The organism is Pseudomonas sp. LF020, from assembly GCF_053456425.1.
This window is the reverse complement of sequence record NZ_JBRFIX010000004.1, coordinates 310,761-337,603: the sequence shown is the minus strand read 5'-3', so window position 1 is coordinate 337,603 and position 26,843 is coordinate 310,761. Positions and strand designations below refer to the sequence as shown.

Genomic DNA, 26,843 nt, shown 5'->3' with positions numbered 1-26,843 from the left:
TTCGACTTCCACTATGAGTGCTCTTTCAAAGGAATGGTGCGCGGACGCTCCAGCCAGGCGCCTTCGCCATCGGGGACGATTTCGACCACATCGACCTGAGTGGCGCTGATGGCGACGATGCGCCCGTCGTTGCGCCCCAGGTAGTCGCCGACTTTCAGTCGATGCACCGCCCCCGCTCCGCGCAGCAGGGCGAAGGAACCGGAGGCATTGGAGATCGTGCCGACCATTTCAAACTGCTCGATGTTGAAACCTTCGAGGTACTGCTTGACCCGGTTGGGGTCGGGCTTGACGTTGCGCGAGCCACGCTGCTGCCCGGCCAGATCGACGCGCACCTGACGCGAGAACGGGCTGCGCAGGTTGGCCGCGCTGTAGGTAAACGTCGGATAGGAACGGAACGTCGGCGTCGGCTCGATCCGGCCGGCCGGCCGCAGACGCACTTCATTCATGTAGGTGTCGAGATCGCTGAAGTCATCTCCACCAAAGCATCCGCCAAGACCCAGCAACAGCACCGACAGGGCGAAATAACGGATCGGGGTCATTTGTCCAACCCCTTGTCGTTATAACGGTAGGTCTTGGCGAGGATACTCATGCGCAGCTTCGTCCCGCCGTCCGGGTTGGCAGGCGCCAGTTCGAAATCGTGCAAGGTGACGATCCGTGGCAACCCGGCGACGCCACTGACAAAGGTCGCGAGGTCGTGGTAAGCCCCGGTGACCGTGATCTGGATCGGCAACTCGATGTAGAACGGCTGGGTCACTTCCGGCAGCAGCTTGATCTCTTCGAATTCGAGACCACTGCCCAGCCCGGTGCGGGTGATGTCTTCGAGCAATCCCGGAACTTCGGTGTCGCTGGGCAATTGACGCAGGAGCACACCGAAGGAGTTCTCCATCTCCTTCATCTGCTGGGTGTACAGCTCCAGGTTGGCGGCCATGTGCGCCTTGCTGGCGAACTGCTCCTTCAAGGTGTCTTCTTCCTGACGCTTGGCTTCCAGCTGGTTTTCCATGTCGCTGATGAAAAAGTTATAGCCAAGCGCCAACACCAGCACCGCCAGCAACGCTCCCGCGATGGTTTTCACCGCGGCCGGCCAGGAGCCGATATTGCTGGTGTCCAGATCGTTGAAGTCGATATTGCGCAGACTTTGCAGCCATTCGGACGGCTTCATTTGTCGCCCTCCGTTACGGTTGGCTGGGTCTGACGCACGGTCAGCTGAAAGACGTTGGCCTGATCCACCTGACCGGCAGTCGTCGCTTTCACCTCGTTCAAGCTGGGCGCATCGAACCAGTCGGAAGCGTCCAGATTGCGCATCAGCTCCGAGACGCGATTGTTCGATTCCGCCGCGCCGCTGATCGACAGCGTCTTGCCGAGCAATTTCACGCTGGTGAAATACACCCCGTCCGGCAGCGTGCGCGCCAGTTGGTCGAAGATCCGCCCGCTGATCTGCCGGTTGCCCTGCAAGTCCTGGATGATGCGCATGCGCTCGACCAGTTGCTGGCGCCGAGCCTTAAGTTCGCTGATCTGCTTGATCCGCTCGTCGACCACGGCGATCTGTTTGCCGATGTAGGCATTGCGTGCTGCCTGCCGCTCGATGGCGGTACTGAAGATCTGATCGGCGATGAACACTGCGCCCACCGAACCGACGAAGACCCCGATCAGGATCAGCAGAAAGCGTTTGCGCCGCTCTTCGCGGCGTTCCTCACGCCAGGGGAGAAGGTTGATCCGCGCCATCAGTCGAAACTCCTGAGCGCGAGCCCGCAGGCAATCATCAGGGCCGGCGCGTCACTGGCTAGCGCCCCAGCGTTGACCTTGCTGCTCAGGGCCATGTCGGAAAACGGGTTGGCGACCTGGGTCGGGGTGCCCAGGCGCTGCTCGATCAGGCGATCCAGCCCCGGCACCGATGCCGTACCACCCGCCAGCAGAACGTGATCCACCGCGTTGTACTGACCCGAGGCAAAGAAGAACTGCAGCGAGCGCGAGACTTGCTGCACCAGCGCCTCCCGGAACGGCTGCAACACCTCGCTGACGTAGTCATCGGGCAAGCCGCCCTGTTTTTTCGCCAGACCGGCCTGCTCGATGGTCAGGCCATACCGGCGCTGGATTTCCTCGGTCAGTTGCCGCCCACCGAACAGTTGCTCGCGGGTGTAAATGATTTTGCCGTTGTGCAGAACACTGAGGGTGGTCATGGTCGCGCCGATGTCCACCACCGCCACCGTGAGACGCTCCTGCGATGCCGCCAGTTGCGTGGCGAGCAGGCCGAACGAGCGCTCCAGTGCGTAGGCTTCGACATCGACCACTCGCGCGGTCAGCCCGGCCAGCGCCAGTGCCGCCTCGCGCACTTCGACGTTTTCCTTGCGGCATGCGGCCAGCAGCACGTTGACCCGCTCCGGGTTGCGCGGGGAAACGCCCTGAACCTCGAAATCGATGGCGACTTCGTCCAGCGGATAGGGAATGTACTGGTCGGCCTCGATCCTGAGCTGGTTTTCCAGCTCGTCGTCGGTCAGCCCGGCGTCCATCTCGATGATCTTGGTGATCACCGCGGAACCGGCCACCGCCACCGCCACGCTCTTGAGCCCGGTCCGCGCCTTGACCAGCACGCGGGACAAGGCATGACCTACGCCTTCGAGCTCGGCGATGTTCTTCTCGACCACGGCGTTGGGCGGCAGCGGCTCAACCGCGTACGCCTCGACCCGGTAGCGGTCACCCTGACGGCTCAGTTCCAAAAGCTTCACCGAAGTGGAGCTGATGTCGATCCCCAGTAACGTATTGGTCTTTTTATTGAAGAGTCCCAGCACTACCAATTCCCTATGACTTTCCGTGAGTTACGGACTCTGTAATACGCATTGCGTTCCTTCACCCCGTCTTGACAGAAGCGCAAATGACGCCCCCAGCAGAAAAGTGCTTATAATGCCCAGCGTTTTTTTCCGCTTTTTACTGCCGGCCCAGGTTGTTCTGTGTGTTACCGGAACCCTGTCGCCCAATTCATTCTTTGCCCTGGATGTTCAAAAGCCTTGATTCGTCTGCTGAAATTTTTCGGTTGGTCCATCGTCGCCGTTTTCTGCGGACTGCTTTTAGGTCTCAGCGGCGCGTTTCTTTACCTTAGTCCGGGTTTGCCGTCTGTGGAGGCGCTGAGAAGCATTCAGTTGCAGATTCCGCTCCGGGTCTACAGCAGCGACAACAAGTTGATCGCAGAATTTGGCGAAATGCGCCGTACTCCGATCCGTTTCGCCGACATTCCACCCAATTTCATTAATGCGTTACTAAGTGCTGAAGACGACAATTTTGCCAACCACTATGGCGTCGATCCGAGCAGCCTGATGCGTGCCGCGACCCAACTGGTCAAAAGCGGGCACATTCAGTCCGGCGGCAGCACCATCACCATGCAGGTGGCGAAGAACTTCTTCCTGACCAGCGAACGCAGCTTCTCGCGCAAGACCACCGAGATTCTTCTGGCTCTGCAGATCGAGCGGCAGCTGACCAAGGACGAGATCCTCGAGCTGTACGTGAACAAGATTTATCTGGGTAACCGCGCCTATGGCATCGAGGCGGCAGCGCAGGTGTATTACGGCAAGTCGATCCGCGACGTCAGCCTGGCGCAGATGGCGATGATCGCCGGCCTGCCGAAAGCCCCGTCGCGCTTCAACCCGCTGGCCAACCCGGCGCGCAGCAAGGAGCGCCGTGACTGGATCCTCGGGCGCATGTACAAGCTCGGGAAGATTTCCGAAGCGGACTACACCGCCGCGATCAACGAGCCGCTGAACGCCAGTTATCACGTACCGACGCCGGAAGTGAACGCGCCGTACATCGCCGAAATGGCCCGTGCCGAAATGGTCGGTCGCTATGGCAGCGACGCCTACACCGAAGGTTTCCGCGTCACCACCACGGTACCGAGCAATCTGCAGGAAATGGCCAACACCGCGCTGCACGAAGGCCTGATGACCTACGACCAGCGTCACGGCTACCGTGGCCCTGAATCGCGTCTGCCGGGCAAGACCCACGAAGCGTGGGCCAGCGAGCTGACCAAGCAGCGCACCATCAGCAGTCTTGAGCCGGCCATCGTCACCCAGGTCGACAAGAATGGCTTGCAGGTGCTGACCCGTACCGGCGAAGAACACGTCGCCTGGGACACCATGAAATGGGCGCGGCCGTTCCTCAATACCAACAGCATGGGCGCGGCACCGCGTCAGCCGTCGGATGTGGCGCAGGTCGGCGATCTGATTCGGGTGCAGCGTCAGCCGAACAATTCGCTCAAATTCAGCCAGATCCCGCAGGCGCAGGGCGCGCTGGTATCGCTGGATCCGCAGAACGGCGCGATTCGCTCGCTGGTCGGTGGTTTCGCTTTCGAGCAGAGCAACTACAACCGTGCCCTGCAGGCCAAGCGTCAGCCGGGTTCGAGCTTCAAGCCGTTCGTCTACAGCGCTGCGCTGGACAGTGGTTATACCGCCGCGACGCTGGTCAACGACGCTCCGATCGTGTTCGTCGACGAGTACCTGGATAAGGTCTGGCGGCCGAAGAACGACACCAACACCTTCCTCGGCCCGATCCGGCTGCGCGAGGCGTTGTACAAGTCGCGTAACCTGGTGTCGATCCGCCTGCTGCAGGCGATGGGTGTGGGCAAGACCATCGACTACATCACCCGTTTCGGCTTCAACAAGCAGGACCTGCCGCCGAACCTGTCGCTGGCACTGGGCACCGCAACCCTGACCCCGATGGAAATCGCCACAGGCTGGAGCACCTTCGCCAACGGCGGCTTCAAGATCACCCCGTACATCATCGACAAGATCGAAAGCCGTAACGGCGACACGTTGTTCGTCGCCAACCCGCCGACCGTGCCTCAGGGCGTGTCGGCCACGGATGGCCTCGCCGCGCCAGCGTCGCAGCCGATCACCGTCAACGCCGCGCCGGTGCCGGGTGAAGCCCCGGGCACTGCCGCCGCGCCACAAGCGCCGGCAGTCGCCGAGCGAATCGTCGATGGCCGCACCACGTACATTCTCAACAGCATGCTGCAGGACGTGATCAAGCTCGGCACCGGGCGCCGCGCACTGGCCATGGGTCGCAGCGATATCGCGGGCAAGACCGGTACCACCAACGAATCGAAGGATGCGTGGTTCTCCGGCTACAACGCCGATTACGTGACCACCGTGTGGACCGGTTTCGATCAGCCGGAAAGCCTCGGTCGTCGCGAGTTCGGCGGTACCGTGGCGCTGCCGATCTGGATGAACTACATGTCGGCCGCGCTCAAGGACAAGCCGCCGCATGTGCAGCCTGAGCCGGAAGGCATCCTCAGCCTGCGGGTGGATCCGGTCAGCGGTCGCGCGGCAACGCCAAGCACGCCAGGTGCTTACTTCGAGCTGTTCAAGTCGGAAGACACGCCGCCTTCGGTGAATGAGCTGGGCAACGGTGCCGTACCGGGCAGTCCGCTGCCGGCTGATGAGCAGGCACCGATCGATCTGTTCTGATCCAGCGTTATTGAAAAGCCCCGCCTTCGAGAGAGCGGGGCTTTTTATTGCCTGTTGGTTTTGTGGTGAGACCACTGGCCTCATCGCGAGCAGGCTCACTCCTACAAGGACCAAGGTGCGGCATAGATAGAGTGAACAACTCAAACCCTGTAGGAGTGAGCCTGCTCGCGATGGCGCCAATCCAGTCGCGACAAAAATATCAGGCATAAAAAAGCCCCGACTCATGACGAGCCGGGGCTTTCGGTTGAAGCGCTACAACGACTTAGCCGTTGAACACGTCATCCACGCTTTTCAGCGGGTAGTTCTTCGGATACGGCAGGGTCGCCACACCGGTCTCGATCGCAGCTTTGGCCACGGCGTCGGAGATCAGGGTGATCAGGCGCTTGTCCATTGGCTTCGGAATGATGTACTCACGGCCGAATTCCAGCGGCGCACCACCGTAGGCGTCGCACACGTCCTGCGGCACTGGCAGCTTGGCCAGTTCGCGCAGGGCGTTGGCCGCAGCCACTTTCATTTCTTCGTTGATGCGCTTGGCGCGAACGTCCAGGGCACCACGGAAAATGAACGGGAAGCCCAGAACGTTGTTGACCTGGTTCGGGTAGTCGGAACGACCGGTGGCCATGATCACGTCGCTGCGGGTGGCGTGTGCCAGTTCCGGGGAGATTTCCGGATCCGGGTTCGAGCAGGCGAAGACGATCGGGTTGGCCGCCATCGACAGCAGACCTTCAGGGCTCAGCAGGTTCGGGCCGGACAGACCGACGAACACGTCAGCGCCTTGCAGAGCGTCAGCCAGGCTGCGCTTGTCGGTGGCGTGAGCGAACACGGCTTTGTACTGGTTCAGGTCGTCACGGCCGGAGTGGATCACACCGGTACGGTCAACCATGAAGATGTTTTCGATTTTTGCGCCCATGCTCACCAGCAACTTCATGCAGGAGATGGCCGCAGCGCCGGCGCCGAGGCAGACGATCTTGGCTTCCGGCAGGGTCTTGCCGGCGATTTCCAGGGCGTTGATCATGCCGGCCGCGGTCACGATTGCGGTGCCGTGCTGGTCATCGTGGAATACCGGAATGTCGCACTGCTCGATCAGAGCACGTTCGATCTCGAAGCACTCAGGTGCCTTGATGTCTTCCAGGTTGATGCCACCGAAGGTGATGGAGATGCGTTTTACGGTGTCGATGAAGGCTTGCGGGCTTTCGGAGTCGACTTCGATGTCGAATACGTCGATACCGGCGAAGCGCTTGAACAGCACGCCTTTACCTTCCATAACCGGCTTGGAAGCCAGTGGGCCGAGGTTACCCAGCCCCAGAATCGCGGTGCCATCGGAAATGACTGCAACCAGGTTGCCCTTGCCGGTGTACTTGTAGGCCAGTTCAGGATCGCGAGCGATCTCACGCACTGGTTCAGCTACGCCGGGGCTGTAGGCCAGCGACAGGTCGCGGGCGGTAGCAGTGGCCTTGGTGAGCTCGACACTCAGCTTCCCTGGACGAGGATTGGCATGATATTCGAGAGCGGCAGTTTTCAGATCAGACATTTTGGCATTCCGCTTTTTACTGTTGGACAGACTGGTCAGCGAGGATACGCGCCTCGCAAAGTCCCCACAAGACTGAGCGGTCACCCCTGTCAAGCGCGCTGTCCTACGACTTTGGGCCAAGAGCCACGGCGCACAAGGGCTGGACTGTTCACAATCAACAGAAAAAATGTCTACAATTTTTATTCAGCGAGCGCTTTGCAGCATTGAAGGATCCGTCAGCGGAAGTAACCAGCGTGGCTGACCCGGTTTCAACCCGCCGCGTCGCGAACGATCGACGACCCAGCCGCGAGCCTCGACCTGCTTGCCTTTCAATGCCTGCAAGCGGGCATTGTCGAACTGTCCGAGCAGATTGGGTGCAACGCGCAACACAAGCGCGTCCTGCAACTCGATCCAGATTCCACCGCGATTGCGCTGAACCTTGCTCACACGCCCGCTGACCACGGCGAAACCCGAACGCTGGATCTGCTGCGCTTTCAGTACAGGCGACTGGCGCCAGACGCCGCGTCCAGCGGTTCGCGCGCGCCTCTCAGCGGCCTGCTGACAGGCAACAAGATCGACGTTCGGCGCCACCGCGACCTGAAAACCGAGGCCATCGGCGAGCATTTGCGCTTCAAGACTGGCGCCGCTGGCACTGTAGACATGCGCCAGGATCCGGCCGTAATGGTCTTTGGCCTGCCTGCCGGGGAGCAACCCGACCCGCCCGCCACTGTCCGCCACCAGTGCTTCAAGGCGTTTGCGCGCCGCCACGGCGAAGGGTTCGTCACTGCGGCCCTGCTTGCCCAGCTCCGGCGTGTTGAGACCGATCATCCGCACACTGCGCCCATCGCTCAGGCGTAGCGTGTCGCCATCGACCACGCGCTGGACGCTGACGCTGCTCAGGCCGGCAGGCGTGGGGCAAAATGCCTGGGCAGCGGACAGCCAAATCGCGGACACAAAAAAGGCGCCCACAAGGGACGCCTTTTTCATCAGCCTGGAGAAACCGTCGAAGTTTTCCAGAATGACCAATCTTACTTCTTGGCGCCGAAGGCACCGAAACGGTCGGCGAACTTCTGAACGCGGCCACCGGTGTCCAGAGTCTTCTGCTTACCGGTGTAGAACGGGTGGCACTCGTTGCAAACGTCGATCGCCAGGGCTTTGCCGAAGGTCGAACGGGTTTCGAACTTGTTGCCGCAGCTGCAGGTTACTGCAACTTCTGGGTAATTCGGGTGGATATCAGCTTTCATGATGTCTTCCTCAGCTAGCGTGCCGCCACCCAACACTATTGTTGAATACCGCACGTAATTAGGCCGCGGATTCTACCAGACAATGTCAATCGCGCAAGCTGTCCCTGAGACCGACCGTCTGCTAGGCTCCCGGGCTTGAACGCACCCCTGTGGGAGCGAGCTTGCTCGCGAATGCGTTGTGCCAGTTGATGACTTCGTGCCTGACACACCGCGTTCGCGAGCAAGCTCGCTCCCAAACTTGATCTGCGCCAAGCCTCCTTTTGTGTTGATAGAGATCCCCCCGCGTGCCCGACGCCATTCTGCGCCTCGCCCTGCCTTCGCCCCTGCGCCGCCTGTTCGATTATCGGGCGCCGGCCGGGGTATCGCGTGCCCAGTTGCAGCCGGGCATGCGCCTGCGGGTGCCGTTCGGTCGGCGGGAAATGATCGGGATCCTGGTCGAAGTCACCGACACCAGCGACGTGCCGCTGGAAAAACTCAAACCGGCGCTGGCCCTGCTCGATGCCGAGCCGCCGCTGCCGCCCGCGCTGTTCAAGCTGTGCCTGTGGACATCCCAGTATTACCAGCACAGCCTCGGCGACACCTTGAGCTGGGCGCTGCCGGTTTTGCTGCGACAGGGCGAACTGGCTGAAGCCCGTCAGGAGCGCTTCTGGTCGGTTGCGCCCGGTGCCAGCCTCGATGATTCGCGCATCGCCCGCGCCCCGCGCCAGCGTGAAGCATTGTCGACGCTGGCGCAGCACCCCCACGGCGTAGCCCATCAGTTGCTGAGCAAGCTGATGCTGAGCAAAGACAGCCTCGACCTGCTGCTGGCCAAGGGTCTGGTGCAGGTGGAAATCCGCCGACATGCGCCCGGCGTGCGCCATGAACACTGGCTGGCGCAACCGGAACTGCCGCTCAACACCGAACAACGCGCCGCTTACGAGGCGATCCGCGCCGGGTTCGACAGTTATCACGCGTTTCTGCTGGCCGGGGTCACCGGCAGCGGCAAGACCGAAGTCTATCTGCAGCTGATCCGCGAAACCCTCGAAGCCGGCAAGCAGGCGCTGGTGCTGATCCCCGAGATCAACCTCGGCCCGCAGACTCTGGCGCGTTTCGAGCAGCGCTTCAATGCGCGCATCGCCCTGCTGCATTCGGCGGTCAACGACCGTGAGCGCCTCGACGCCTGGCTCGCTGCCCGCGACGGCGAGGCCGACATTATTATCGGCACCCGCTCGGCGCTGTTCACCCCGATGAAAAACCCGGGACTGATCATCATCGACGAAGAACACGACGGCTCCTATAAACAGCAGGAAGGCCTGCGCTACCACGCCCGGGATCTGGCGCTGGTGCGTGCGCGCCAGGAAAACATCCCGATCGTCCTCGGCTCCGCCACGCCGTCGCTGGAAAGCCTGCACAACGCCTACACCGGTCGTTATGGCCTGCTACGCCTCAACGAGCGGGCCGGCGGCGCCAAACAACCACGTTTCCTGCGGCTGGACGTGAAAAGCCGTCCGCTGGACAGCGGCATTTCCGGGCCGATGCAACAAGCCATCGGCCAGACCCTCGCGGCCGGCCAGCAGGTGCTGGTATTCCTCAATCGCCGTGGTTTCGCGCCGACTTTGCTGTGCCACGATTGCGGCTGGATGTCCGAATGCTCACGCTGCGACGCGCGGATGACCGTGCACCAGCGCTACGGTGAGCTGCGCTGCCACCACTGTGGCAACGTCGAGCGCACGCCGCGCCAATGCCCCAAGTGCAACAAAGTCGATCTGCGGCCGGTGGGCGCCGGCACCGAACGCGCCGAGGAACGCCTGGCGATTCTGTTCCCGGACTACCCGGTGCTGCGCGTCGACCGCGACAGCACTTCGCGCAAGGACGCGATGAATCAACTGTTCGCGACGATTCAGAAAGGCCAGCCGTGCATTCTGGTCGGCACGCAAATGCTGGCCAAGGGGCACCACTTCCCCCGGGTCACGCTGGTGTCGATTCTGGATGCCGACGGCGGGCTGTTCTCCGGCGACTTCCGCGCCAGCGAGCGCATGGCGCAGCTGATCGTGCAGGTGGCCGGGCGCGCCGGGCGGGCTGAGGAGCCGGGCAAAGTGATCATACAGACCCACTTGGCCGACCATCCTTTATTGGTGCAACTGACCGAGCAGGGCTACTTCGCCTTTGCCGAGCAGGCCTTGAGTGAGCGCCGCGCGGCGGGGCTGCCGCCGTTTTCACACCTGGCGCTGTTACGCGCCGAAGCGCACAAACCGGGGCAGGCGGAAGGTTTTCTCGATGAGGCATGCAGCGCCGCCGAGCGTTTGCTGGCTGAACAGAATCTGGGCGGGATCGAATTGCTCGGACCGGTGCCGGCACCGATGGAGCGCCGTGCGGGGCGCTATCGGGCACAGCTGTTGGTGCAGGCGGCGGCGCGGGCACCCTTGCATCGACTGCTCGCCAGCTGGTTGCTGGTGCTGGAGCAGATGCCGAGCGGGCGCGCGGTGCGCTGGTCGCTGGATGTCGATCCGGTGGATTTGTATTGACGCTGACCTGTGGCGAGGGAGCTTGCTCCCGCTGGGGCGCGAAGCGGCCCCAAAACGGAAATGCCAGCCGAACCGAGTCAGCGGTTTTACGACTGTTGCGCAGCCGAGCCGGAGCAAGCTCCCTCGCCACAGGGTAATTTGTCACCACATATCCACATCCTGCCTGCTAAGGTTGGCAAGCCCGTCTTCGCAACGGATAATGCCCAGTTTTTCCACCCGCGCATCGATGCGCCGCCGCGCTTGCGGTCGAAAGAGAAGACCATGAAAGACACCATTCGCCAGCTGATCCAACAAGCCCTCACCCAACTCGTCAACGAAGGTGTGTTGCCTGAAGGCCTGTCGCCGGCGATTCAGGTGGAGAACGCCCGTGACAAGACCCACGGCGACTTCGCCAGCAACATCGCCATGATGCTGGCCAAGCCTGCGGGCATGAAGCCGCGCGATCTGGCGGAGAAAATCATTGCCGCGCTGCCGGCCGACGAGAACGTCACCAAGGCCGAAATCGCCGGCCCCGGCTTCATCAATTTCTTCCAGAACACCCAGGCCCTCGCCTCGCGCCTCGACGCCGCCCTGGCCGATGCTCACGTTGGCGTGCGCAAGGCCGGCCCGGCGCAACGCACCGTGGTCGACCTGTCGGCGCCGAACCTGGCCAAAGAGATGCACGTCGGCCACTTGCGCTCGACCATCATCGGCGACGGCGTGGCCCGTGTTCTCGAGTTCCTTGGCGACGAAGTGATCCGCCAGAACCACGTGGGCGACTGGGGCACCCAGTTCGGCATGCTGATGGCTTACTTGCAGGAAAACCCGATCACCAGCGACGAGCTGTCCGATCTGGAAAACTTCTACCGCGCCGCCAAGCAGCGTTTCGATGAATCCGAAGAGTTCGCCGACCGCGCCCGTGGCCTGGTGGTCAAGCTGCAGGCCGGCGATGCCGAGTGCCTGGCGCTGTGGACCAAGTTCAAGGACATCTCGCTGTCGCACTGCCAGAAGATCTACGAACTGCTCAACGTCAAACTGACCATGGCCGACGTGATGGGCGAAAGCGCCTACAACGACGACCTGATCAACGTGGTCAACGACCTCAAAGCCGCCGGCATGCTGGTCGAGAGCAACGGCGCCCAGTGCGTGTTCCTCGACGAGTTCAAGAACGCCGACGGCGATCCGCTACCAGTGATCATCGTCAAGGCTGACGGCGGTTACCTGTACGCCACCACTGACCTGGCAGCCGTGCGCTACCGCAGTGGCAAGTTGAAGGCCGACCGCGCGCTGTACTTCGTCGACCAGCGTCAGGCCCTGCACTTCCAGCAAGTGTTCGCCGTGGCGCGCAAAGCCGGTTTCGTGACCCATCCGATGGAAATGGAGCACATGGGCTTCGGCACCATGAATGGCGCCGACGGCCGTCCGTTCAAGACCCGTGATGGCGGCACCGTGAAGCTGATCGATTTGCTGACCGAAGCCCAGGAACGTGCCTACAACCTGGTCAAAGAGAAGAACCCGACACTGGCCGAAGACGAACTGCGCAACATCGCCAAGGTTGTCGGCATCGGTGCGGTGAAATACGCCGACCTGTCCAAGCACCGCACCAGCGACTACAGCTTCAACTTCGACCTGATGCTGAATTTCGAAGGCAACACCGCGCCGTACCTGCTGTACGCCTATACCCGTGTGGCCGGTGTGTTCCGCAAACTGGGCAAGGACTTCAGCGAAGTCGACGGCCAGATCGTCCTCGAAGCCGCGCACGAGCAAGAGCTGGCGGCGAAGCTGGCGCAGTTCGGCGAAGTGCTGAACAGCGTTGCGGAAAAAGGCACGCCGCACATTCTCTGCACTTATCTGTATGACGTCGCCGGTCTGTTCTCCAGCTTCTACGAGAACTGCCCGATTCTCGCCGCCGAAACGCCGGTCCAGATGCAGAGCCGTCTGCGTCTGGCCGCGCTGACCGGTCGTACTCTCAAGCAAGGCCTGGAACTGTTGGGCCTGGAAACTCTGGAGCGCATGTAAGTTGGCTGCCAAGAAAAAACCTGCACCCAAGCGTGGCGCCAGCCGTTACCAAGCTCCTGCAAAGCAACCGATCCCGGGCTGGCTGTGGATGGCCATCGGCCTGACGGTCGGCGCGTTCATCGTGTTCCTGATGAAACTGGAGCCGGGCAAGGGCAGCGACACGGTCAAGCGCGAGAAAGTCGAGCAGGCGCAGCAGCAGAAAGCGTCGAAGATCGCCGAGGCCAACAAGACCCCGCCGAGCCCGACGCAACCGGTGAAGCCGAAGTACGACTTCTACACCCTGCTGCCGGAATCGGAAGTGATCGTGCCGCCGGATGCCGTGCCGGAGAAAACCCTGCCGACGCCGCAAGTGCCGACCACACCGGTTACCCCGGCGGAAGCGGCGAAGATCGACACCGCACGCGCGCAGGCCGCGCTGTCGGGCATTACCCCACCGCCAGCGCCACCGGTGGCGAAAGCGGCGCCAGTGACCAAGTTCTTCCTCCAGGCCGGTTCGTTCCGCAAAGAGGCGGACGCGGACAAGGTGCGGGCGCAGATCATTCTGCTCGGCCAGGCTGTGGCGGTTGAGTCCGGCACAGTGAAGGATGAAACCTGGTATCGCGTACTGGTTGGCCCGTTCAGCAACCGCGAACAACTGACCACGGCGCAGAAACAACTGGCCGGCAGCGGCTTCAGCAATCTGTTGTTACAACAACGCCAGAGCCGCTGATTGGCCTGTGGGCACCTCACTCTGAGGTTGCCCACAACCTTGTGGTGAGGGGATTTAGCGAAACGTCGCACCGCCCCGACCGGCTGCGCAGCAGTCGTAAATCCGGCATTCGCGGTGCGTCAGACCGACTGCAACCGCAGGTTTCAGGGCCGCTTCGCGCCCCATCGGGGATAAATCCCCTCGCCACAGTCATCAAACACCATTCGTCTCCCATTACCCTCCCCGGTTGAAATCCTCTCCAGCACCCCCATATGAATGGGCATAAGGCATTTTCGCCCCGCTGCGTGGAGACTCTTCCCTTGACCACCATCGTTTCAGTCCGCCGCCACGGCAAAGTCGTCATGGGCGGCGACGGCCAGGTTTCTCTCGGCAACACCGTGATGAAAGGCAACGCCAAAAAGGTGCGTCGCCTGTACCACGGCCAGGTCATCGCCGGTTTCGCCGGTGCCACCGCCGACGCCTTCACTCTGTTCGAACGTTTCGAAGGCCAGCTTGAGAAACATCAGGGCCACCTGATCCGCGCCGCTGTCGAACTCGCCAAAGAATGGCGCACCGACCGCTCCCTGAGCCGCCTCGAAGCCATGCTCGCGGTCGCCAACAAGGACGCCTCGCTGATCATCACCGGCAACGGTGACGTGGTCGAACCCGAAGACGGCCTGATCGCCATGGGTTCCGGCGGCGCCTACGCGCAAGCCGCAGCCAGCGCGCTGTTGAAAAAGACCGACCTGTCGGCCCGTGAGATCGTCGAAACTGCCCTCGGTATCGCCGGCGACATCTGTGTATTCACCAACCACACCCAGACCATTGAGGAGCAGGATCTCGCTGAATAAGCCTGACGCGGCCTAAGTGCCACGGCTTGTTTCTGCTTGAGGACCGTCAATTATTATGTCCATGACTCCCCGCGAAATCGTCCACGAACTCAACCGCCATATCATCGGCCAGGACGATGCCAAGCGCGCCGTCGCGATTGCCCTGCGCAACCGCTGGCGCCGCATGCAGCTGCCTGAAGAGCTGCGCGTTGAAGTGACTCCGAAAAACATCCTGATGATCGGCCCGACCGGTGTCGGTAAAACCGAGATCGCCCGTCGCCTGGCAAAACTGGCCAACGCGCCGTTCATCAAGGTCGAAGCGACTAAATTCACCGAAGTCGGCTACGTTGGCCGCGACGTCGAATCGATCATCCGTGATCTGGCCGACGCCGCGATCAAGATGCTGCGCGAGCAGGAAATGACCCGCGTGCGCCACCGTGCCGAAGACGCTGCCGAGGATCGTATCCTCGACGCACTGCTGCCACCGGCACGCATGGGCTTCAGCAATGAAGAAGCGCCGAGCAGCGATTCCAACACCCGTCAGCTGTTCCGCAAACGCCTGCGCGAAGGACAACTGGACGACAAGGAAATCGAGATCGAAGTCGCCGAAGTGGCCGGCATCGAGATCGCCACGCCGCCTGGCATGGAAGAAATGACCAGCCAGTTGCAGAACCTGTTCGCCAACATGGGCAAGGGCAAGAAGAAGGCGCGCAAGCTCAAGGTCAAAGAAGCACTGAAACTGGTGCGCGACGAAGAGGCCGGGCGTCTGGTCAACGAAGAAGAGCTGAAGGCCAAGGCGCTGGAAGCGGTCGAGCAGCACGGCATCGTGTTCATCGACGAAATCGACAAGGTCGCCAAGCGCGGCAATGTCGGCGGCGCCGACGTGTCCCGTGAAGGCGTACAACGCGACCTGCTGCCGCTGATCGAAGGCTGCACCGTCAACACCAAGCTGGGCATGGTCAAGACCGACCACATCCTGTTCATCGCCTCCGGCGCGTTCCACCTGAGCAAGCCGAGCGATCTGGTGCCTGAGCTGCAGGGTCGTCTGCCGATCCGCGTCGAACTCAAGGCGCTGAGCCCGGAAGACTTCGAACGCATCCTCAGCGAACCGCACGCCTCGCTCACCGAGCAATACTGCGCACTGCTGAAAACAGAAGGCCTGAACATCCAGTTCCAGCCGGAAGGCATCAAGCGTCTGGCGGAAATCGCCTGGCAGGTCAACGAGAAGACCGAGAACATCGGTGCCCGTCGTCTACACACGCTGCTTGAGCGTCTGCTGGAAGAGGTGTCGTTCAGTGCCGGCGACCTGGCCAGCACGCATGACGACAAGCCGATCCTGATCGACGCTGCGTACGTCAACAGCCATCTGGGCGAATTGGCGCAGAACGAAGACCTGTCCCGTTATATCCTGTAGGTCACCTTCCCTGTAGGAGCTGCCGCAGGCTGCGATCTTTTGATTTTGATTTATAAAAGACAAGATCAAAAGATCGCAGCCTTCGGCAGCTCCTACAGGGGCTCATCACAGTCGGATGACCTGCAATGACCACTATTCCCACCGACATCAAACTGCACAAAGCCTCGAAAACCCTGACGCTCAAATACGCGTCCGGCGAGGAGTACACCCTGCCCGCCGAATTTCTGCGCGTGCATTCCCCTTCCGCCGAGGTCCAAGGCCATGGCAAACCGATCCTGCAATTCGGCAAGCTCAATGTCGGACTGACCGCACTGGAACCGGCCGGTCACTACGCACTGAAACTGACCTTCGACGACGGTCACGACAGCGGCCTGTTCACCTGGGAATACCTCTACGAGCTGGGGCGACGTCATGACGCACTCTGGGCCGATTATCTGGCCGAGCTCAAAGCCGCCGGGAAAACCCGCGATCCGGACCAGTCGATCGTCAAGCTGATGCTCTAGTCCGAGACTCTTGCTCTTTAGAGGGCATTTTCTAAATTCATCTGTTTGAATGCTGCGCCAAGTGGTCGAGGATCGGCCGCTTGCGAAAAAAATTAAACTCGGGTAACCAATGGAGCTGGCAAGTTCCCTGCAGTGCTCTACGACTGTAAAGCAGCTATGCAGAATTAACGGTCACCCGAGCAGTAGTACCTGGCATTCGCTGTGGAACTGCACAGCACAACACCGGGTACTCGTCTCAGGACAATGGAGCGTCGTAGATGAGTAACAAGAATAACGATGACCTGAAGTACCAAGCCTCGGAAAACACCCTGGGGCTTAATCCCGTCGTTGGGCTGCGCGGAAAGGATCTGCTGGCCTCTGCTCGAATGGTGCTGACCCAGGCCATCAAACAACCGATCCATAGCGTCAAGCACGTGACCCATTTCGGTCTTGAACTGAAGAACGTGCTGTTCGGCAAATCCGAACTGCAACCGGCCAGCGATGATCGTCGCTTCGTTGATCCGGCGTGGAGTCAGAACCCGCTCTACAAACGTTATCTGCAAACTTACCTGGCGTGGCGCAAGGAGCTCCATTCCTGGATCGACGACAGCAGCCTGTCACCCAAAGACATCGCGCGCGGCCACTTCGTGATCAACCTGATGACCGAAGCCATGGCCCCGACCAACACCGCCGCCAACCCGGCAGCGGTCAAACGCTTCTTCGAGACCGGCGGCAAAAGCCTGCTCGACGGCCTCTCGCATCTGGCCAAGGATCTGGTGCACAACGGCGGCATGCCGAGCCAGGTCAACATGGGCGCGTTCGAGGTCGGCAAGAGCCTCGGCGTGACCGAAGGCGCGGTGGTGTTTCGCAACGACGTGCTGGAACTGATCCAGTACAAGCCGATCACCGAGCAGGTGCACGAGCGTCCACTGCTCGTGGTGCCGCCACAGATCAACAAGTTCTACGTTTTCGATTTGAGCCCGGACAAGAGTCTGGCGCGCTTCTGCCTGCGCAACAACGTGCAGACCTTCATCGTCAGCTGGCGCAACCCGACCAAGGCCCAGCGCGAGTGGGGCCTGTCGACCTACATCGATGCGCTGAAAGAAGCGGTCGACGTGGTCACCGCGATCACCGGCAGCAAAGACGTGAACATGCTCGGCGCCTGCTCCGGCGGCATCACCTGCACCGCCCTGCTCGGCCACTACGCCGCCCTCGGTCAGAACAAGGTCAACGCCCTGACCCTGCTGGTCAGCGTGCTCGACACCACCCTGGACAGCGACGTCGCCCTGTTCGTCGACGAGCAGACCCTCGAGACCGCCAAGCGCCACTCGTACCAGGCCGGCGTGCTCGAAGGCAAAGACATGGCCAAGGTCTTCGCGTGGATGCGTCCCAACGACCTGATCTGGAACTACTGGGTCAACAACTACCTGCTCGGCAACGAGCCGCCGGTGTTCGACATCCTGTTCTGGAACAACGACACCACCCGGTTGCCGGCAGCGTTTCACGGCGACCTGATCGAGATGTTCAAAAACAACCCACTGATCCGCCCCAATGCACTGGAAGTGTGCGGCACGCCGATCGACCTCAAGCAGGTTACCGCCGACATCTTCTCGCTGGCCGGCACCAACGACCACATCACGCCGTGGAAGTCCTGCTACAAGTCGGCGCAGCTGTTTGGCGGCAAGGTCGAGTTCGTGCTGTCGAGCAGCGGGCACATCCAGAGCATCCTGAATCCGCCGGGCAACCCGAAATCGCGCTACATGACCAGCGAAGGCATGGCCGCCAATGCCGACGAGTGGCAAGAGAACTCGACCAAGCACACCGATTCCTGGTGGCTGTACTGGCAGGCGTGGCAGGCCGAGCGCTCGGGCAATCTGAAAAAGGCACCACTGAAACTGGGCAACAAGGCGTATCCGGCAGGCGAGGCCTCGCCGGGCACTTATGTTCATGAGCGGTAACTGACACACCTCGGCTCCCCGAACTGTGGGGTGAAACTGTGGTGAGGGGATTTATCCCCTCACCACAAGGCTCACTCCTGCAGGGGAGCGGGGATGAATTAATTCACAGGGCCTGAAGCATGCCGCAACCGTTCATTTTCCGTACCGTCGATCTGGATGGGCAGACCCTCCGCACCGCGGTACGCCCCGGCAAGCCTCATTTGACGCCCTTGCTGATTTTCAATGGCATCGGCGCCAACCTGGAGCTGGTGTTTCCGTTTGTCGCGGCGCTGGACCCGGATCTGGAAGTGATCGCCTTTGACGTGCCCGGTGTCGGCGGCTCGTCGACGCCGAGCCGGCCTTATCGCTTTCCCGGGCTGGCGAAGCTGACGGCGCGGATGCTCGACTACCTCGACTACGGTCAGGTCAACGTGATCGGCGTGTCGTGGGGCGGCGCGCTGGCGCAGCAATTCGCCCACGACTATCCCGAACGCTGCAAGAAACTGGTGCTGGCAGCAACCGCCGCCGGTGCTTTCATGGTGCCGGGCAAACCGAAAGTGCTGTGGATGATGGCCAGTCCCCGCCGTTACATCCAGCCGTCCCACGTGATCCGCATTGCGCCGCTGATCTACGGCGGCTCGTTCCGCCGCGACCCGACCCTGGCTGCCAGCCATGCGGCGAAAGTGCGTTCGGCGGGCAAGCTCGGTTACTACTGGCAACTGTTCGCCGGCCTCGGCTGGACCAGCATTCACTGGCTGCACAAGATCCATCAGCCGACGCTGGTGCTGGCCGGCGACGACGATCCGCTGATCCCGCTGATCAATATGCGCATGCTTGCCTGGCGCATCCCCAACGCCCAGCTGCACATCATCGACGACGGTCATCTGTTCCTGATCACCCGCGCCGAAGCCGTGGCGCCGATCATCATGAAATTCCTTGAGGAGGAACGGCAGCGCGCCGTGATGCACCCGCACCCGACCCCGCTGGGCGGATAAGTCACGGCGGCAGGCTTTATGCAGGGTTTTGAACAATGCGCGCGGCAGGACGCCGCGCAGGCAGCAACCCGTAACAGCGACTATGGTGTTCTGGTTCGGTGAGTTTGTTTTTGACCTGAAGACGAAGGAGTGTTGAGTCATGCGCGACAAACCTGCGACGGGCGTGGTGCCCAGTCCCGCCGTGTTCATCAATGCACAGAGTGCAATGACCGGCCTGCGTGGGCGGGACTTGCTCTCGACCTTGCGCAGCGTCGCCGCCCACGGTCTGCGCAACCCGCTCCACAGCGCGAAACACGCCTTGAAACTCGGCGGCCAGCTCGGTCGGGTGCTGCTCGGTGAAACGCTGCACCCGACCAACCCGCAGGATGCGCGGTTCGCCGACCCGGCATGGAGCCTCAATCCGTTCTACCGGCGCAGCCTGCAGGCGTATCTGGCCTGGCAGAAACAGGTCAAGAGCTGGATCGATGAAAGCAGCATGAGCGAGGACGACCGCGCTCGCGCGCACTTCGCGTTCACCCTGCTCAACGATGCCGTGGCGCCCTCCAATACCCTGCTCAACCCGCTGGCGGTCAAGGAGCTGTTTAATTCCGGCGGCCAGAGTCTGGTGCGCGGCCTGAGCCATCTGTTCGATGATCTGCTGCACAACGATGGCCTGCCGCGACAGGTTACCAAGCAGGCGTTCGAAGTCGGCAAGACCGTTGCCACCACCACCGGCGCCGTGGTGTTTCGCAACGAGATGCTCGAGCTGATCCAGTACAAGCCGATGAGCGAAAAGCAGTACGCCAAGCCGCTGCTGGTGGTGCCGCCGCAAATCAACAAGTACTACATTTTCGACCTCAGCCCGCACAACAGCTTCGTCCAGTACGCGCTGAAAAACGGCCTGCAGACCTTCATGATCAGTTGGCGCAACCCGGACGTGCGCCACCGTGAATGGGGCCTGTCGACCTACGTCGAGGCGGTGGAAGAAGCGATGAATATCTGCCGGGCGATCACCGGCGCGCGCGAGGTCAACTTGATGGGCGCCTGCGCCGGCGGCCTGACCATCGCCGCGCTGCAGGGTCATCTGCAGGCCAAACGGCAACTGCGGCGGATCTCCAGTGCGACCTATCTGGTCAGCCTGCTCGACAGCGAGATCGAAACCCCGACCACGCTGTTCGCCGACGAACAAACCATCGAAGCGGCCAAACGCCGTTCCTACCAGAGAGGCGTGCTCGACGGTCGCGACATGGCCAAGGTGTTTGCCTGGATGCGGCCCAACGATTTGATCTGGAGCTACTTCGTCAATAACTACCTGCTCGGCAAGGAGCCGCCAGCCTTCGACATCCTCTACTGGAACAACGACAACACCCGTCTGCCCGCCGCCTTCCACGGCGACCTGCTGGACTTCTTCAAGCACAACCCGCTGACCCATCCGGGCGGGCTGGAAGTCTGCGGCACGCCGATCGATCTGCAGAAAGTCACCGTCGACAGCTTCAGCGTGGCTGGCATGAACGACCACATCACGCCGTGGGACGCGGTGTACCGCTCGACCCTGCTGCTCGGTGGCGAGCGGCGCTTTGTACTGTCCAACAGCGGGCACGTGCAAAGCATCCTCAACCCGCCGAGCAACCCGAAAGCCAATTACGTCGAGAACGGCAAGCTGAGCAGCGATCCGCGCGCCTGGTATTACGACGCCAAACGCACTGATGGCAGCTGGTGGCCGCAGTGGCTGGAATGGATACAGCAACGCTCCGGCACACAGCACGAGACCACGTTTACCCTCGGCAATCCGAACTATCCACCGATGGAGGCGGCACCCGGCACCTACGTGCATGTGCGCTGACGCTTAACCAAACTTTTCTAAGAAGACTGGATGAAGACCCGCGACCGGATTCTCGAATGTGCCCTGCAACTGTTCAACGAAAAGGGTGAGCCCAACGTCTCCACCATGGAGGTTGCCAACGAAATGGGGATCAGCCCCGGCAACCTCTACTACCACTTTCACGGCAAGGAGCCGTTGATTCTCGGCCTGTTCGAACGCTTTCAGAACGAACTGGCGCCCCTGCTCGACCCGCCTTCGGATGTCGAGCTGGCGCCGGAGGATTACTGGCTGTTCCTGCACCTGATCGTCGAGCGCCTGGCGCAGTACCGCTTTCTGTTCCAGGACCTGTCGAACCTCGCAGGGCGCCTGCCGAAGCTGGCAAAGGGCATCCGCAGCCTACTCAACGCGCTCAAGCGCACGCTGGCGTCATTGCTGGCGCGATTGAAGGCATCCGGGCAACTGGTCAGTGATACCCAGGCGTTGGGGCAACTGGTGGAGCAGATCACCATGACCCTGCTGTTCTCGCTGGACTATCAGCGGATTCTCGATCGCGAGGGCGAGGTCAAACTGGTGGTGTACCAGATCATGATGCTGGTGGCGCCGCATCTGCTGCCCCCGGTGAAAGTGGCGACGGAGCGGATGGCCCTGCAATACCTCGAAGATCACGAATGAAATCAAGAGCCCCTCACCCTAACCCTCTCCCAGAGGGAGAGGGGACTGACCTTATTGTCTTACGCGATACGGCGACCTGAAAAATCCAGTCGATTATGGATTCAATACGACACTTTCAGGTCGGTGTAAGGCTGAAGCATCCCCGAATCGGCCCCCTCTCCCTCGGGGAGAGGGCTGGGTGAGGGTAAGTTTTTAAAAGCACAAACAAAAACGCCCGACCTTCACAGGCCGGGCGTTTTGTTTTGCCCTGAAAAATCAGGACTGACTGGTTGGCGTCGACGGGGTCGATGCAGCAGTCGGGGTGGCTACCGGAGTCGGTGCAGCGGCGGAGTTCGACGCGCTGGCCGGGGTTGCCGGGGTAGCAGGCTTGGCTGCTGCGGGTGCAGCTGGCTTCGGCGCAGCGGCTTTCGGCGCGGCCGGTTTTTTCACTGCCGGCTTTTTCGCCGCAGCCGGTTTGGCCGCAGGCTTGGCAGCCGGTTTTGCGGCTGCGGTTTTCGCTGCTGGCTTGGCTGCTGGCTTCGCCGCAGTTTTAGCGGCAGGCTTCGCAGCGGCCTTGGCGGCTGCAACCGGCTTGGCCGCTGCTTTCGCAGCAGGCTTGGCGGCAGCCGTTTTCGCTACGGATTTAACGGCTGCTTTAGCCTTCGCCACCGGTTTGGCAGCCGCTTTGGCCAATGGCTTGGCCGCTGTTTTGGCTGCCGGTTTTGCCGCTGCAGTTTTAGCGGCTGGTTTGGCCGCAGCGGTTTTCGCCGCTACCGGACGCGCCTTCTCGCCAGTGAGTTTCTCGATCTGCTTGGTCAGGGTTTCGACCTTGCTGTGCAGCGCTTTGACTTCGTTGCGGCTAGGCACACCCAGGCGCGAAATCGCGCTGTTCAGGCGCTTGTCGAAAGCGCCTTCCAGCTCGTCCCACTTGCCCAGTGCGCGATCTTTCACGCCGCTGATGCGCGACTTGGCCGAAGAAGCGGAGTCCTTGGCGGCATCGACTTTTTTGCCGACTGCAGACTTGGTGAGCTTCTCGGCTTTCTCGCCGTCTTTGACCAATGTATCGAAGAGCTTGCTGCCGTCAGTGTCGATCTTCGAGTACACGCCTAAACCAGCCAGCCAGATTTTGCGGGAGTAGTCTTCGACTTTCCCAATCCACGAGCTGCCTTCTTTATCGGTGTTCTTTTTACCAGCCATCCCGTTCTCCTTAAGATTTACGCGCGACGCGTTCGAGCAATGCCGTCAGCTCATCGAGCTTAGCAGAGAGTGTCTCAACGTCATGTTTAGACGGAATGCCGATACGATTCAAGGCGCTTGCTACACGGGAGTCGAACGCCTTCTCGACCTTGTCGAGCTGAACTTCGACGCGACCTTTGAACGAGCTGACTTCATCCTTGGCTTCGTCGATCTCGGCGTTGGCGGCTTCGAGTTTTTCGGTGACGGCTTTTTTGCCTTTCTTTTCAACAGTTTGACCAGCCTTGATCAACTCTTGAAAGTAGTCGCTACCTTCCTGGCCGACCTTGGTGTAGGCACCCAGGCCTGCCAGCCAGATCTTGCGGGCATAGGATTTGACGTCGCTCAGAGCAGAAGTCGAAGCGTCGATTTTTTTCTTCAGAATGACTTTGGCCATGGTGCACCTCACGCGCAGAAGGTTTGAGGAACTGCCCGCAGATGTGTCGGGCTCAGGCACAAAGTAGGGAGAAAAATTAGAAACGGCACCCTAACAACTGACATAAACAGTCGGCAGGACAAACTCGAACCCTGTGGGAGCGGGCTTGCCCGCGATGAGGCCGGCACATCCAGAATTTTCGTAATCTGACCCACCGCCATCGCGGGCAAGCCCGCTCCCACAGGGATTCGGGATTCAGAAAAAAAAGGCGTCAGACCAGCGCTTTGTCCAGCGCTTTCTCGATCTCGGCTTTGATCATGCCGCTCATGGCCGACATCATGATGCCCAGTTCCACGTCGACACGGATCGAATCGTCGGCAACATGCACCGCGCCTTTCACGCCCGAGCGTTTGAGGTTCAGGGTGTCACCCGACCACTGCGGCTCCAGGCCATATTGATCGGAGAGTTTCTGCGCCAGCTTGTCGGCCTTCTCGCGGGCGGCTTCCTTGCCCAGGCTATGGGCACGCTCAACACTGATTTTGGCCATCGAATGACTCCTGCTTGATGAATAGGTGACGGTAAATCTTGACCGCGTCTGCGGCAAATCGTCCCGAAGGTTGCCCATCTTACCTTTAGCCATTCCAAGACAAAGCATGGCTTGGGGATTAGAATGTCGCGCATTCTCTTTTGGTGACAGCGATATGACTGATCAGCGCAAAGGCAGCGATGCCGAACCCACCACACACTTCGGCTTCAAAAACGTTCCGGAAAGCCAGAAAGCGGAAAAAGTCGCTGAGGTATTCCACTCCGTAGCCGCCAAGTACGACCTGATGAACGACCTTCTGTCGGGCGGCATGCACCGTCTGTGGAAGCGTTTCGCGATCGAACTGTCCGGTGTGCGTGCAGGCAACCGCGTGCTCGACATCGCCGGCGGCACTGGCGATCTGACCAAAAAGTTCTCGCACCTGGTCGGCCCGACCGGTCAGGTGGTTCTGGCTGACATCAACGAATCGATGCTCAAGGTCGGCCGTGACCGCCTGCTGGATCTGGGTGTGTCGGGCAACGTCGAATTCGTTCAGGCGGACGCCGAAAAGCTGCCGTTCCCGGACAACCACTTCGACTGCGTGACCATCGCTTTCGGCCTGCGCAACGTGACGCACAAAGAAGACGCCCTACGTTCGATGCTGCGCGTGCTTAAGCCCGGCGGTCGCCTGCTGGTGCTGGAGTTCTCCAAGCCGACCAACGCGCTGATGTCAAAAGCCTACGACGCTTACTCGTTCGCCTTCATGCCGCTGATGGGCAAGCTGATCACCAACGACTCGGAAAGCTATCGCTACCTGGCCGAATCGATCCGCATGCACCCGAATCAGGAAACCCTGAAGTCGATGATGGTCGACGCCGGTTTCGACCGCGTGACCTATCACAACATGACCGCAGGCATCGTCGCCCTGCACCGCGGCATCAAGCCCTGATGTTGCTCACCGGGCTGCTCGCCAGCGTCGAACTCGGCCTCAACCGGGTGCTGCGTCTCGACAGCACGGCGCTGCCGCGGCTGGCGCATCTGACCGGCAAAGTGATTGCCGTCGATTGCCGCAGCCCGGCGCTGCAACTGTTCATCCTGCCCAGCGATGAGGGCCTGATGCTCGCCTCGCACTGGGAAACCGGCGTCGACTGCACCCTGCGCGCTCCGGCCTCGAGCCTGCTGAAACTGGCCCTGAGCAAGGACAAGACCGCGGTGCTGCACGCCCCGGAAGTCGAGCTCGACGGTGACAGCGGCGTGCTGCTGGAACTGGCCGGGGTGCTGCAGGACCTCGAGCTGGACTGGGAGTACGAACTCTCACGCTGGCTCGGCCCGGTCGCCACGCAACTGATCGGTGGCCATCTGCGCAGCCGCGCACGCTGGTATCAACAAGGATTTGCCAGCCTCAACCAGAACCTCGCCGAATACCTTGCCGAAGAATCGCGCACCCTCGTCGGGCAGCGCGAAGCCGAAGCGCGATTCAGCGAACTGGACCGGATCAAACTTGATCTGGAACGTCTCGAGGCGCGCTTCGAGCGCCTTTCCCGATCCCTCGACCCAAGCGATAACGCATGAAGCTGCTTGCCGTCCGCCGTCTGTTGCGCATCCAGCGCGTCGTGATCCGCTACCGCCTCGATGACCTGCTGTTCGATCTGCCGCTGCCCTGGTTTCTCCTGGCGCTGCGCTACGTGCTGCCGTGGCGCTGGTTGCCGCGCAAGCCGCTGGAGCTGAGTCGTGGTGCGCGCCTGCGTCTGGCGCTGCAGGATCTGGGACCGATCTTCATCAAGTTCGGGCAGATTCTCTCGACCCGTCGCGACCTGCTGCCGGAAGACATCGCCGATGAGCTGATGCTGCTGCAGGACCGTGTACCGCCGTTCGATTCGCAATTGTCGATCAAGCTGATCGAAGAGCAGCTGGGCAAGAAAATCAGCGAAGTGTTCAGCCGCTTTGACGTCGAACCGCTGGCCTCGGCCTCGGTGGCGCAGGTGCATGCCGCACAACTGAAGACCGGCGAAGAAGTGGTGGTCAAGGTGATCCGTCCGGGCCTGAAACCGGTGATCGCCCAGGATCTGGCGTGGCTGTTCATCCTCGCCCGCGCCGCCGAGAAAGTCTCCGCCGACGCCCGCCTGCTGCACCCGGTGGACGTGGTGCAGGACTACGAAAAAACCATCTACGACGAACTCGACCTGCTGCGCGAGGCGGCCAACGCCAGCCAGTTGAAGCGCAACTTCGAAGGCTCGCCGCTGCTCTACGTGCCGCAAGTCTATTGGGACTGGTGCCGGCCGAAAGTGCTGGTGATGGAGCGTATCTACGGGATTCAGGTGACGGACCTGGCGACTCTCGCCGACCAGCGCACCGACATGAAAATGCTCGCCGAGCGCGGCGTGGAGATCTTCTTCACCCAGGTGTTCCGCGACAGTTTCTTCCACGCCGACATGCACCCGGGCAACATTTTCGTCAGCACCGTCAACCCGTGGAGCCCGCAGTACATCGCGATCGACTGCGGCATCGTCGGCAGTCTGACCCCGGAAGACCAGGACTATCTGGCGCGTAACCTGTTCGCCTTCTTCAAGCGCGACTACCGCCGCGTGGCGCAGTTGCACATCGATTCGGGCTGGGTACCGGCGGAAACCAAGCTCAACGAATTCGAAGCGGCGATCCGTACCGTGTGCGAGCCGATATTCGAAAAACCGTTAAAAGATATTTCATTTGGCCAGGTGCTGATGCGCCTGTTCCAGACCGCGCGCCGCTTCAATATGGAAGTCCAGCCGCAACTGGTGCTGCTGCAAAAGACCCTGCTGAACATCGAAGGTCTGGGTCGTCAGCTGTACCCGGATCTGGATCTGTGGAACACCGCGCAGCCTTTCCTCGAGCGCTGGATGCGCGAGCGCGTCAGCCCCAAAGCCTTGCTCGGCAACGTGCAGAGCCAGTTCGAACAACTGCCGCATCTGGCCAACATGGCCCGCGATCTGCTCGAACGCGTGTCGCAACCGCACGCCTACGACCCGCCGCCACCGTGGCACAAACGCAAGGACGACTGGTTCCTGCGCCTGCTCGGTTGCGCGCATCTGGCCGGCGGGACGATCCTCGCCGCCGGTGGTCCGTTGCACGAACTGGGGCATTGGCCGGCGGGCATCATGGTGGCCGTCGGCTTGTATCTGGTCGTTCGCCGATAGCCAGTTCGCTGATCGGCTGGCACACTGTTTCAAC

24 protein-coding genes are annotated in these 26,843 nt (G+C 61.3%); 14 read left to right on the top strand and 10 right to left on the bottom strand.

Annotated elements, in window-relative coordinates; genetic code table 11:
* Nucleotides 1–11: 11 nt before the first annotated feature.
* From ACU680_RS12115 to ACU680_RS12100, 4 genes are read right to left on the bottom strand one after another with little or no spacing between them, the layout of a single operon-like run.
* Nucleotides 12–539: a pilus assembly protein PilP gene (locus tag ACU680_RS12115; RefSeq protein ID WP_367082682.1), complete on the bottom strand. Its 528-nt coding sequence runs from the start codon at nucleotides 537–539 to the stop codon at nucleotides 12–14.
* Nucleotides 536–1,159, bottom strand: a complete 624-nt coding sequence (gene pilO / locus ACU680_RS12110; protein WP_027611313.1) for a type 4a pilus biogenesis protein PilO — start codon at nucleotides 1,157–1,159, stop codon at nucleotides 536–538. Before pilO ends, ACU680_RS12115 begins: the two co-directional genes overlap by 4 nt.
* The gene (locus ACU680_RS12105) at nucleotides 1,156–1,722 is read right to left on the bottom strand and encodes a PilN domain-containing protein (RefSeq protein WP_367082680.1); all 567 of its coding nucleotides are present in this window, start codon (nucleotides 1,720–1,722) and stop codon (nucleotides 1,156–1,158) included. Before ACU680_RS12105 ends, pilO begins: the two co-directional genes overlap by 4 nt.
* Complete coding sequence (locus ACU680_RS12100; RefSeq protein ID WP_108590281.1) at nucleotides 1,722–2,786, bottom strand: pilus assembly protein PilM; 1,065 nt, start codon at nucleotides 2,784–2,786, stop codon at nucleotides 1,722–1,724. The genes ACU680_RS12105 and ACU680_RS12100 overlap by 1 nt, the downstream gene beginning before the upstream one ends.
* Nucleotides 2,787–3,002: 216 nt before the next feature.
* On the opposite strand from ACU680_RS12100, the gene ACU680_RS12095 reads away from it, so the two are divergent.
* The gene (locus tag ACU680_RS12095; RefSeq protein WP_367082678.1) at nucleotides 3,003–5,450 is read left to right on the top strand and encodes a penicillin-binding protein 1A; all 2,448 of its coding nucleotides are present in this window, start codon (nucleotides 3,003–3,005) and stop codon (nucleotides 5,448–5,450) included.
* 262 nt (nucleotides 5,451–5,712) lie between these two features.
* Here the strand turns inward: ACU680_RS12095 and ACU680_RS12090 are convergent, their stop codons facing one another.
* The 3 genes from ACU680_RS12090 to rpmE form a co-directional block, all read right to left on the bottom strand.
* Nucleotides 5,713–6,981 carry a malic enzyme-like NAD(P)-binding protein gene (locus tag ACU680_RS12090; protein WP_007968342.1) on the bottom strand — a complete coding sequence of 423 codons (1,269 nt, stop codon included), beginning with the start codon at nucleotides 6,979–6,981 and terminating at the stop codon, nucleotides 5,713–5,715.
* Between the two features lie 183 nt (nucleotides 6,982–7,164).
* The gene (locus ACU680_RS12085; RefSeq protein ID WP_448179655.1) at nucleotides 7,165–7,947 is read right to left on the bottom strand and encodes a thermonuclease family protein; all 783 of its coding nucleotides are present in this window, start codon (nucleotides 7,945–7,947) and stop codon (nucleotides 7,165–7,167) included.
* 41 nt (nucleotides 7,948–7,988) lie between these two features.
* Nucleotides 7,989–8,204, bottom strand: a complete 216-nt coding sequence (gene rpmE / locus ACU680_RS12080) for a 50S ribosomal protein L31 (RefSeq protein WP_007968345.1) — start codon at nucleotides 8,202–8,204, stop codon at nucleotides 7,989–7,991.
* 284 nt (nucleotides 8,205–8,488) lie between these two features.
* Here rpmE and ACU680_RS12075 point away from each other — a divergent pair, with 284 nt between their 5' ends.
* The 10 genes from ACU680_RS12075 (at nucleotide 8,489) to ACU680_RS12030 (ending at nucleotide 21,525) form a co-directional block, all read left to right on the top strand.
* Complete coding sequence (locus tag ACU680_RS12075; RefSeq protein WP_448179546.1) at nucleotides 8,489–10,708, top strand: primosomal protein N'; 2,220 nt, start codon at nucleotides 8,489–8,491, stop codon at nucleotides 10,706–10,708.
* A gap of 261 nt (nucleotides 10,709–10,969) precedes the next feature.
* A complete protein-coding gene (argS, locus tag ACU680_RS12070; RefSeq protein WP_367082672.1) occupies nucleotides 10,970–12,706 on the top strand; it encodes an arginine--tRNA ligase in 1,737 nt (578 codons plus the stop codon).
* A gap of 1 nt (nucleotide 12,707) precedes the next feature.
* Nucleotides 12,708–13,415 (top strand): SPOR domain-containing protein, encoded by a 708-nt coding sequence (locus tag ACU680_RS12065; RefSeq protein ID WP_007968349.1) that lies wholly within the window; start codon nucleotides 12,708–12,710, stop codon nucleotides 13,413–13,415.
* Between the two features lie 299 nt (nucleotides 13,416–13,714).
* On the top strand, nucleotides 13,715–14,245 hold the full coding sequence (gene hslV / locus ACU680_RS12060) for an ATP-dependent protease subunit HslV (protein ID WP_007968352.1): 531 nt from the start codon (nucleotides 13,715–13,717) through the stop codon (nucleotides 14,243–14,245).
* 55 nt (nucleotides 14,246–14,300) lie between these two features.
* Nucleotides 14,301–15,638 (top strand): ATP-dependent protease ATPase subunit HslU, encoded by a 1,338-nt coding sequence (gene hslU, locus ACU680_RS12055; RefSeq protein ID WP_448179545.1) that lies wholly within the window; start codon nucleotides 14,301–14,303, stop codon nucleotides 15,636–15,638.
* Nucleotides 15,639–15,763: 125 nt separating this feature from the next.
* A complete protein-coding gene (locus ACU680_RS12050; RefSeq protein WP_367082670.1) occupies nucleotides 15,764–16,141 on the top strand; it encodes a gamma-butyrobetaine hydroxylase family protein in 378 nt (125 codons plus the stop codon).
* 257 nt (nucleotides 16,142–16,398) lie between these two features.
* Nucleotides 16,399–18,078, top strand: a complete 1,680-nt coding sequence (gene phaC / locus ACU680_RS12045; RefSeq protein WP_367082669.1) for a class II poly(R)-hydroxyalkanoic acid synthase — start codon at nucleotides 16,399–16,401, stop codon at nucleotides 18,076–18,078.
* 119 nt (nucleotides 18,079–18,197) lie between these two features.
* Nucleotides 18,198–19,052: a poly(3-hydroxyalkanoate) depolymerase gene (gene phaZ / locus ACU680_RS12040; RefSeq protein ID WP_007961784.1), complete on the top strand. Its 855-nt coding sequence runs from the start codon at nucleotides 18,198–18,200 to the stop codon at nucleotides 19,050–19,052.
* A gap of 139 nt (nucleotides 19,053–19,191) precedes the next feature.
* Complete coding sequence (gene phaC, locus ACU680_RS12035) at nucleotides 19,192–20,874, top strand: class II poly(R)-hydroxyalkanoic acid synthase (protein WP_448179544.1); 1,683 nt, start codon at nucleotides 19,192–19,194, stop codon at nucleotides 20,872–20,874.
* Nucleotides 20,875–20,904: 30 nt separating this feature from the next.
* Nucleotides 20,905–21,525: a TetR/AcrR family transcriptional regulator gene (locus ACU680_RS12030; RefSeq protein ID WP_400763420.1), complete on the top strand. Its 621-nt coding sequence runs from the start codon at nucleotides 20,905–20,907 to the stop codon at nucleotides 21,523–21,525.
* A gap of 255 nt (nucleotides 21,526–21,780) precedes the next feature.
* Here ACU680_RS12030 and ACU680_RS12025 read toward each other — a convergent pair whose 3' ends face one another.
* The 3 genes from ACU680_RS12025 to ACU680_RS12015 form a co-directional block, all read right to left on the bottom strand.
* Nucleotides 21,781–22,701: a phasin family protein gene (locus ACU680_RS12025; RefSeq protein ID WP_448179543.1), complete on the bottom strand. Its 921-nt coding sequence runs from the start codon at nucleotides 22,699–22,701 to the stop codon at nucleotides 21,781–21,783.
* A 10-nt stretch (nucleotides 22,702–22,711) separates the two neighbouring features.
* Nucleotides 22,712–23,134, bottom strand: coding sequence for a phasin family protein (locus ACU680_RS12020; protein ID WP_367082664.1), 423 nt, complete (start codon nucleotides 23,132–23,134; stop codon nucleotides 22,712–22,714).
* Nucleotides 23,135–23,384: 250 nt separating this feature from the next.
* The gene (locus ACU680_RS12015; protein WP_003220859.1) at nucleotides 23,385–23,660 is read right to left on the bottom strand and encodes a polyhydroxyalkanoic acid system family protein; all 276 of its coding nucleotides are present in this window, start codon (nucleotides 23,658–23,660) and stop codon (nucleotides 23,385–23,387) included.
* A 154-nt stretch (nucleotides 23,661–23,814) separates the two neighbouring features.
* Here ACU680_RS12015 and ubiE point away from each other — a divergent pair, with 154 nt between their 5' ends.
* From ubiE to ubiB, 3 genes are read left to right on the top strand one after another with little or no spacing between them, the layout of a single operon-like run.
* Nucleotides 23,815–24,585, top strand: coding sequence for a bifunctional demethylmenaquinone methyltransferase/2-methoxy-6-polyprenyl-1,4-benzoquinol methylase UbiE (gene ubiE / locus ACU680_RS12010; RefSeq protein WP_007961779.1), 771 nt, complete (start codon nucleotides 23,815–23,817; stop codon nucleotides 24,583–24,585).
* On the top strand, nucleotides 24,585–25,208 hold the full coding sequence (locus ACU680_RS12005; protein WP_426201779.1) for a ubiquinone biosynthesis accessory factor UbiJ: 624 nt from the start codon (nucleotides 24,585–24,587) through the stop codon (nucleotides 25,206–25,208). The genes ubiE and ACU680_RS12005 overlap by 1 nt, the downstream gene beginning before the upstream one ends.
* Nucleotides 25,205–26,809 (top strand): ubiquinone biosynthesis regulatory protein kinase UbiB, encoded by a 1,605-nt coding sequence (ubiB, locus tag ACU680_RS12000; RefSeq protein WP_448179542.1) that lies wholly within the window; start codon nucleotides 25,205–25,207, stop codon nucleotides 26,807–26,809. Before ACU680_RS12005 ends, ubiB begins: the two co-directional genes overlap by 4 nt.
* Nucleotides 26,810–26,843 lie beyond the last annotated feature (34 nt).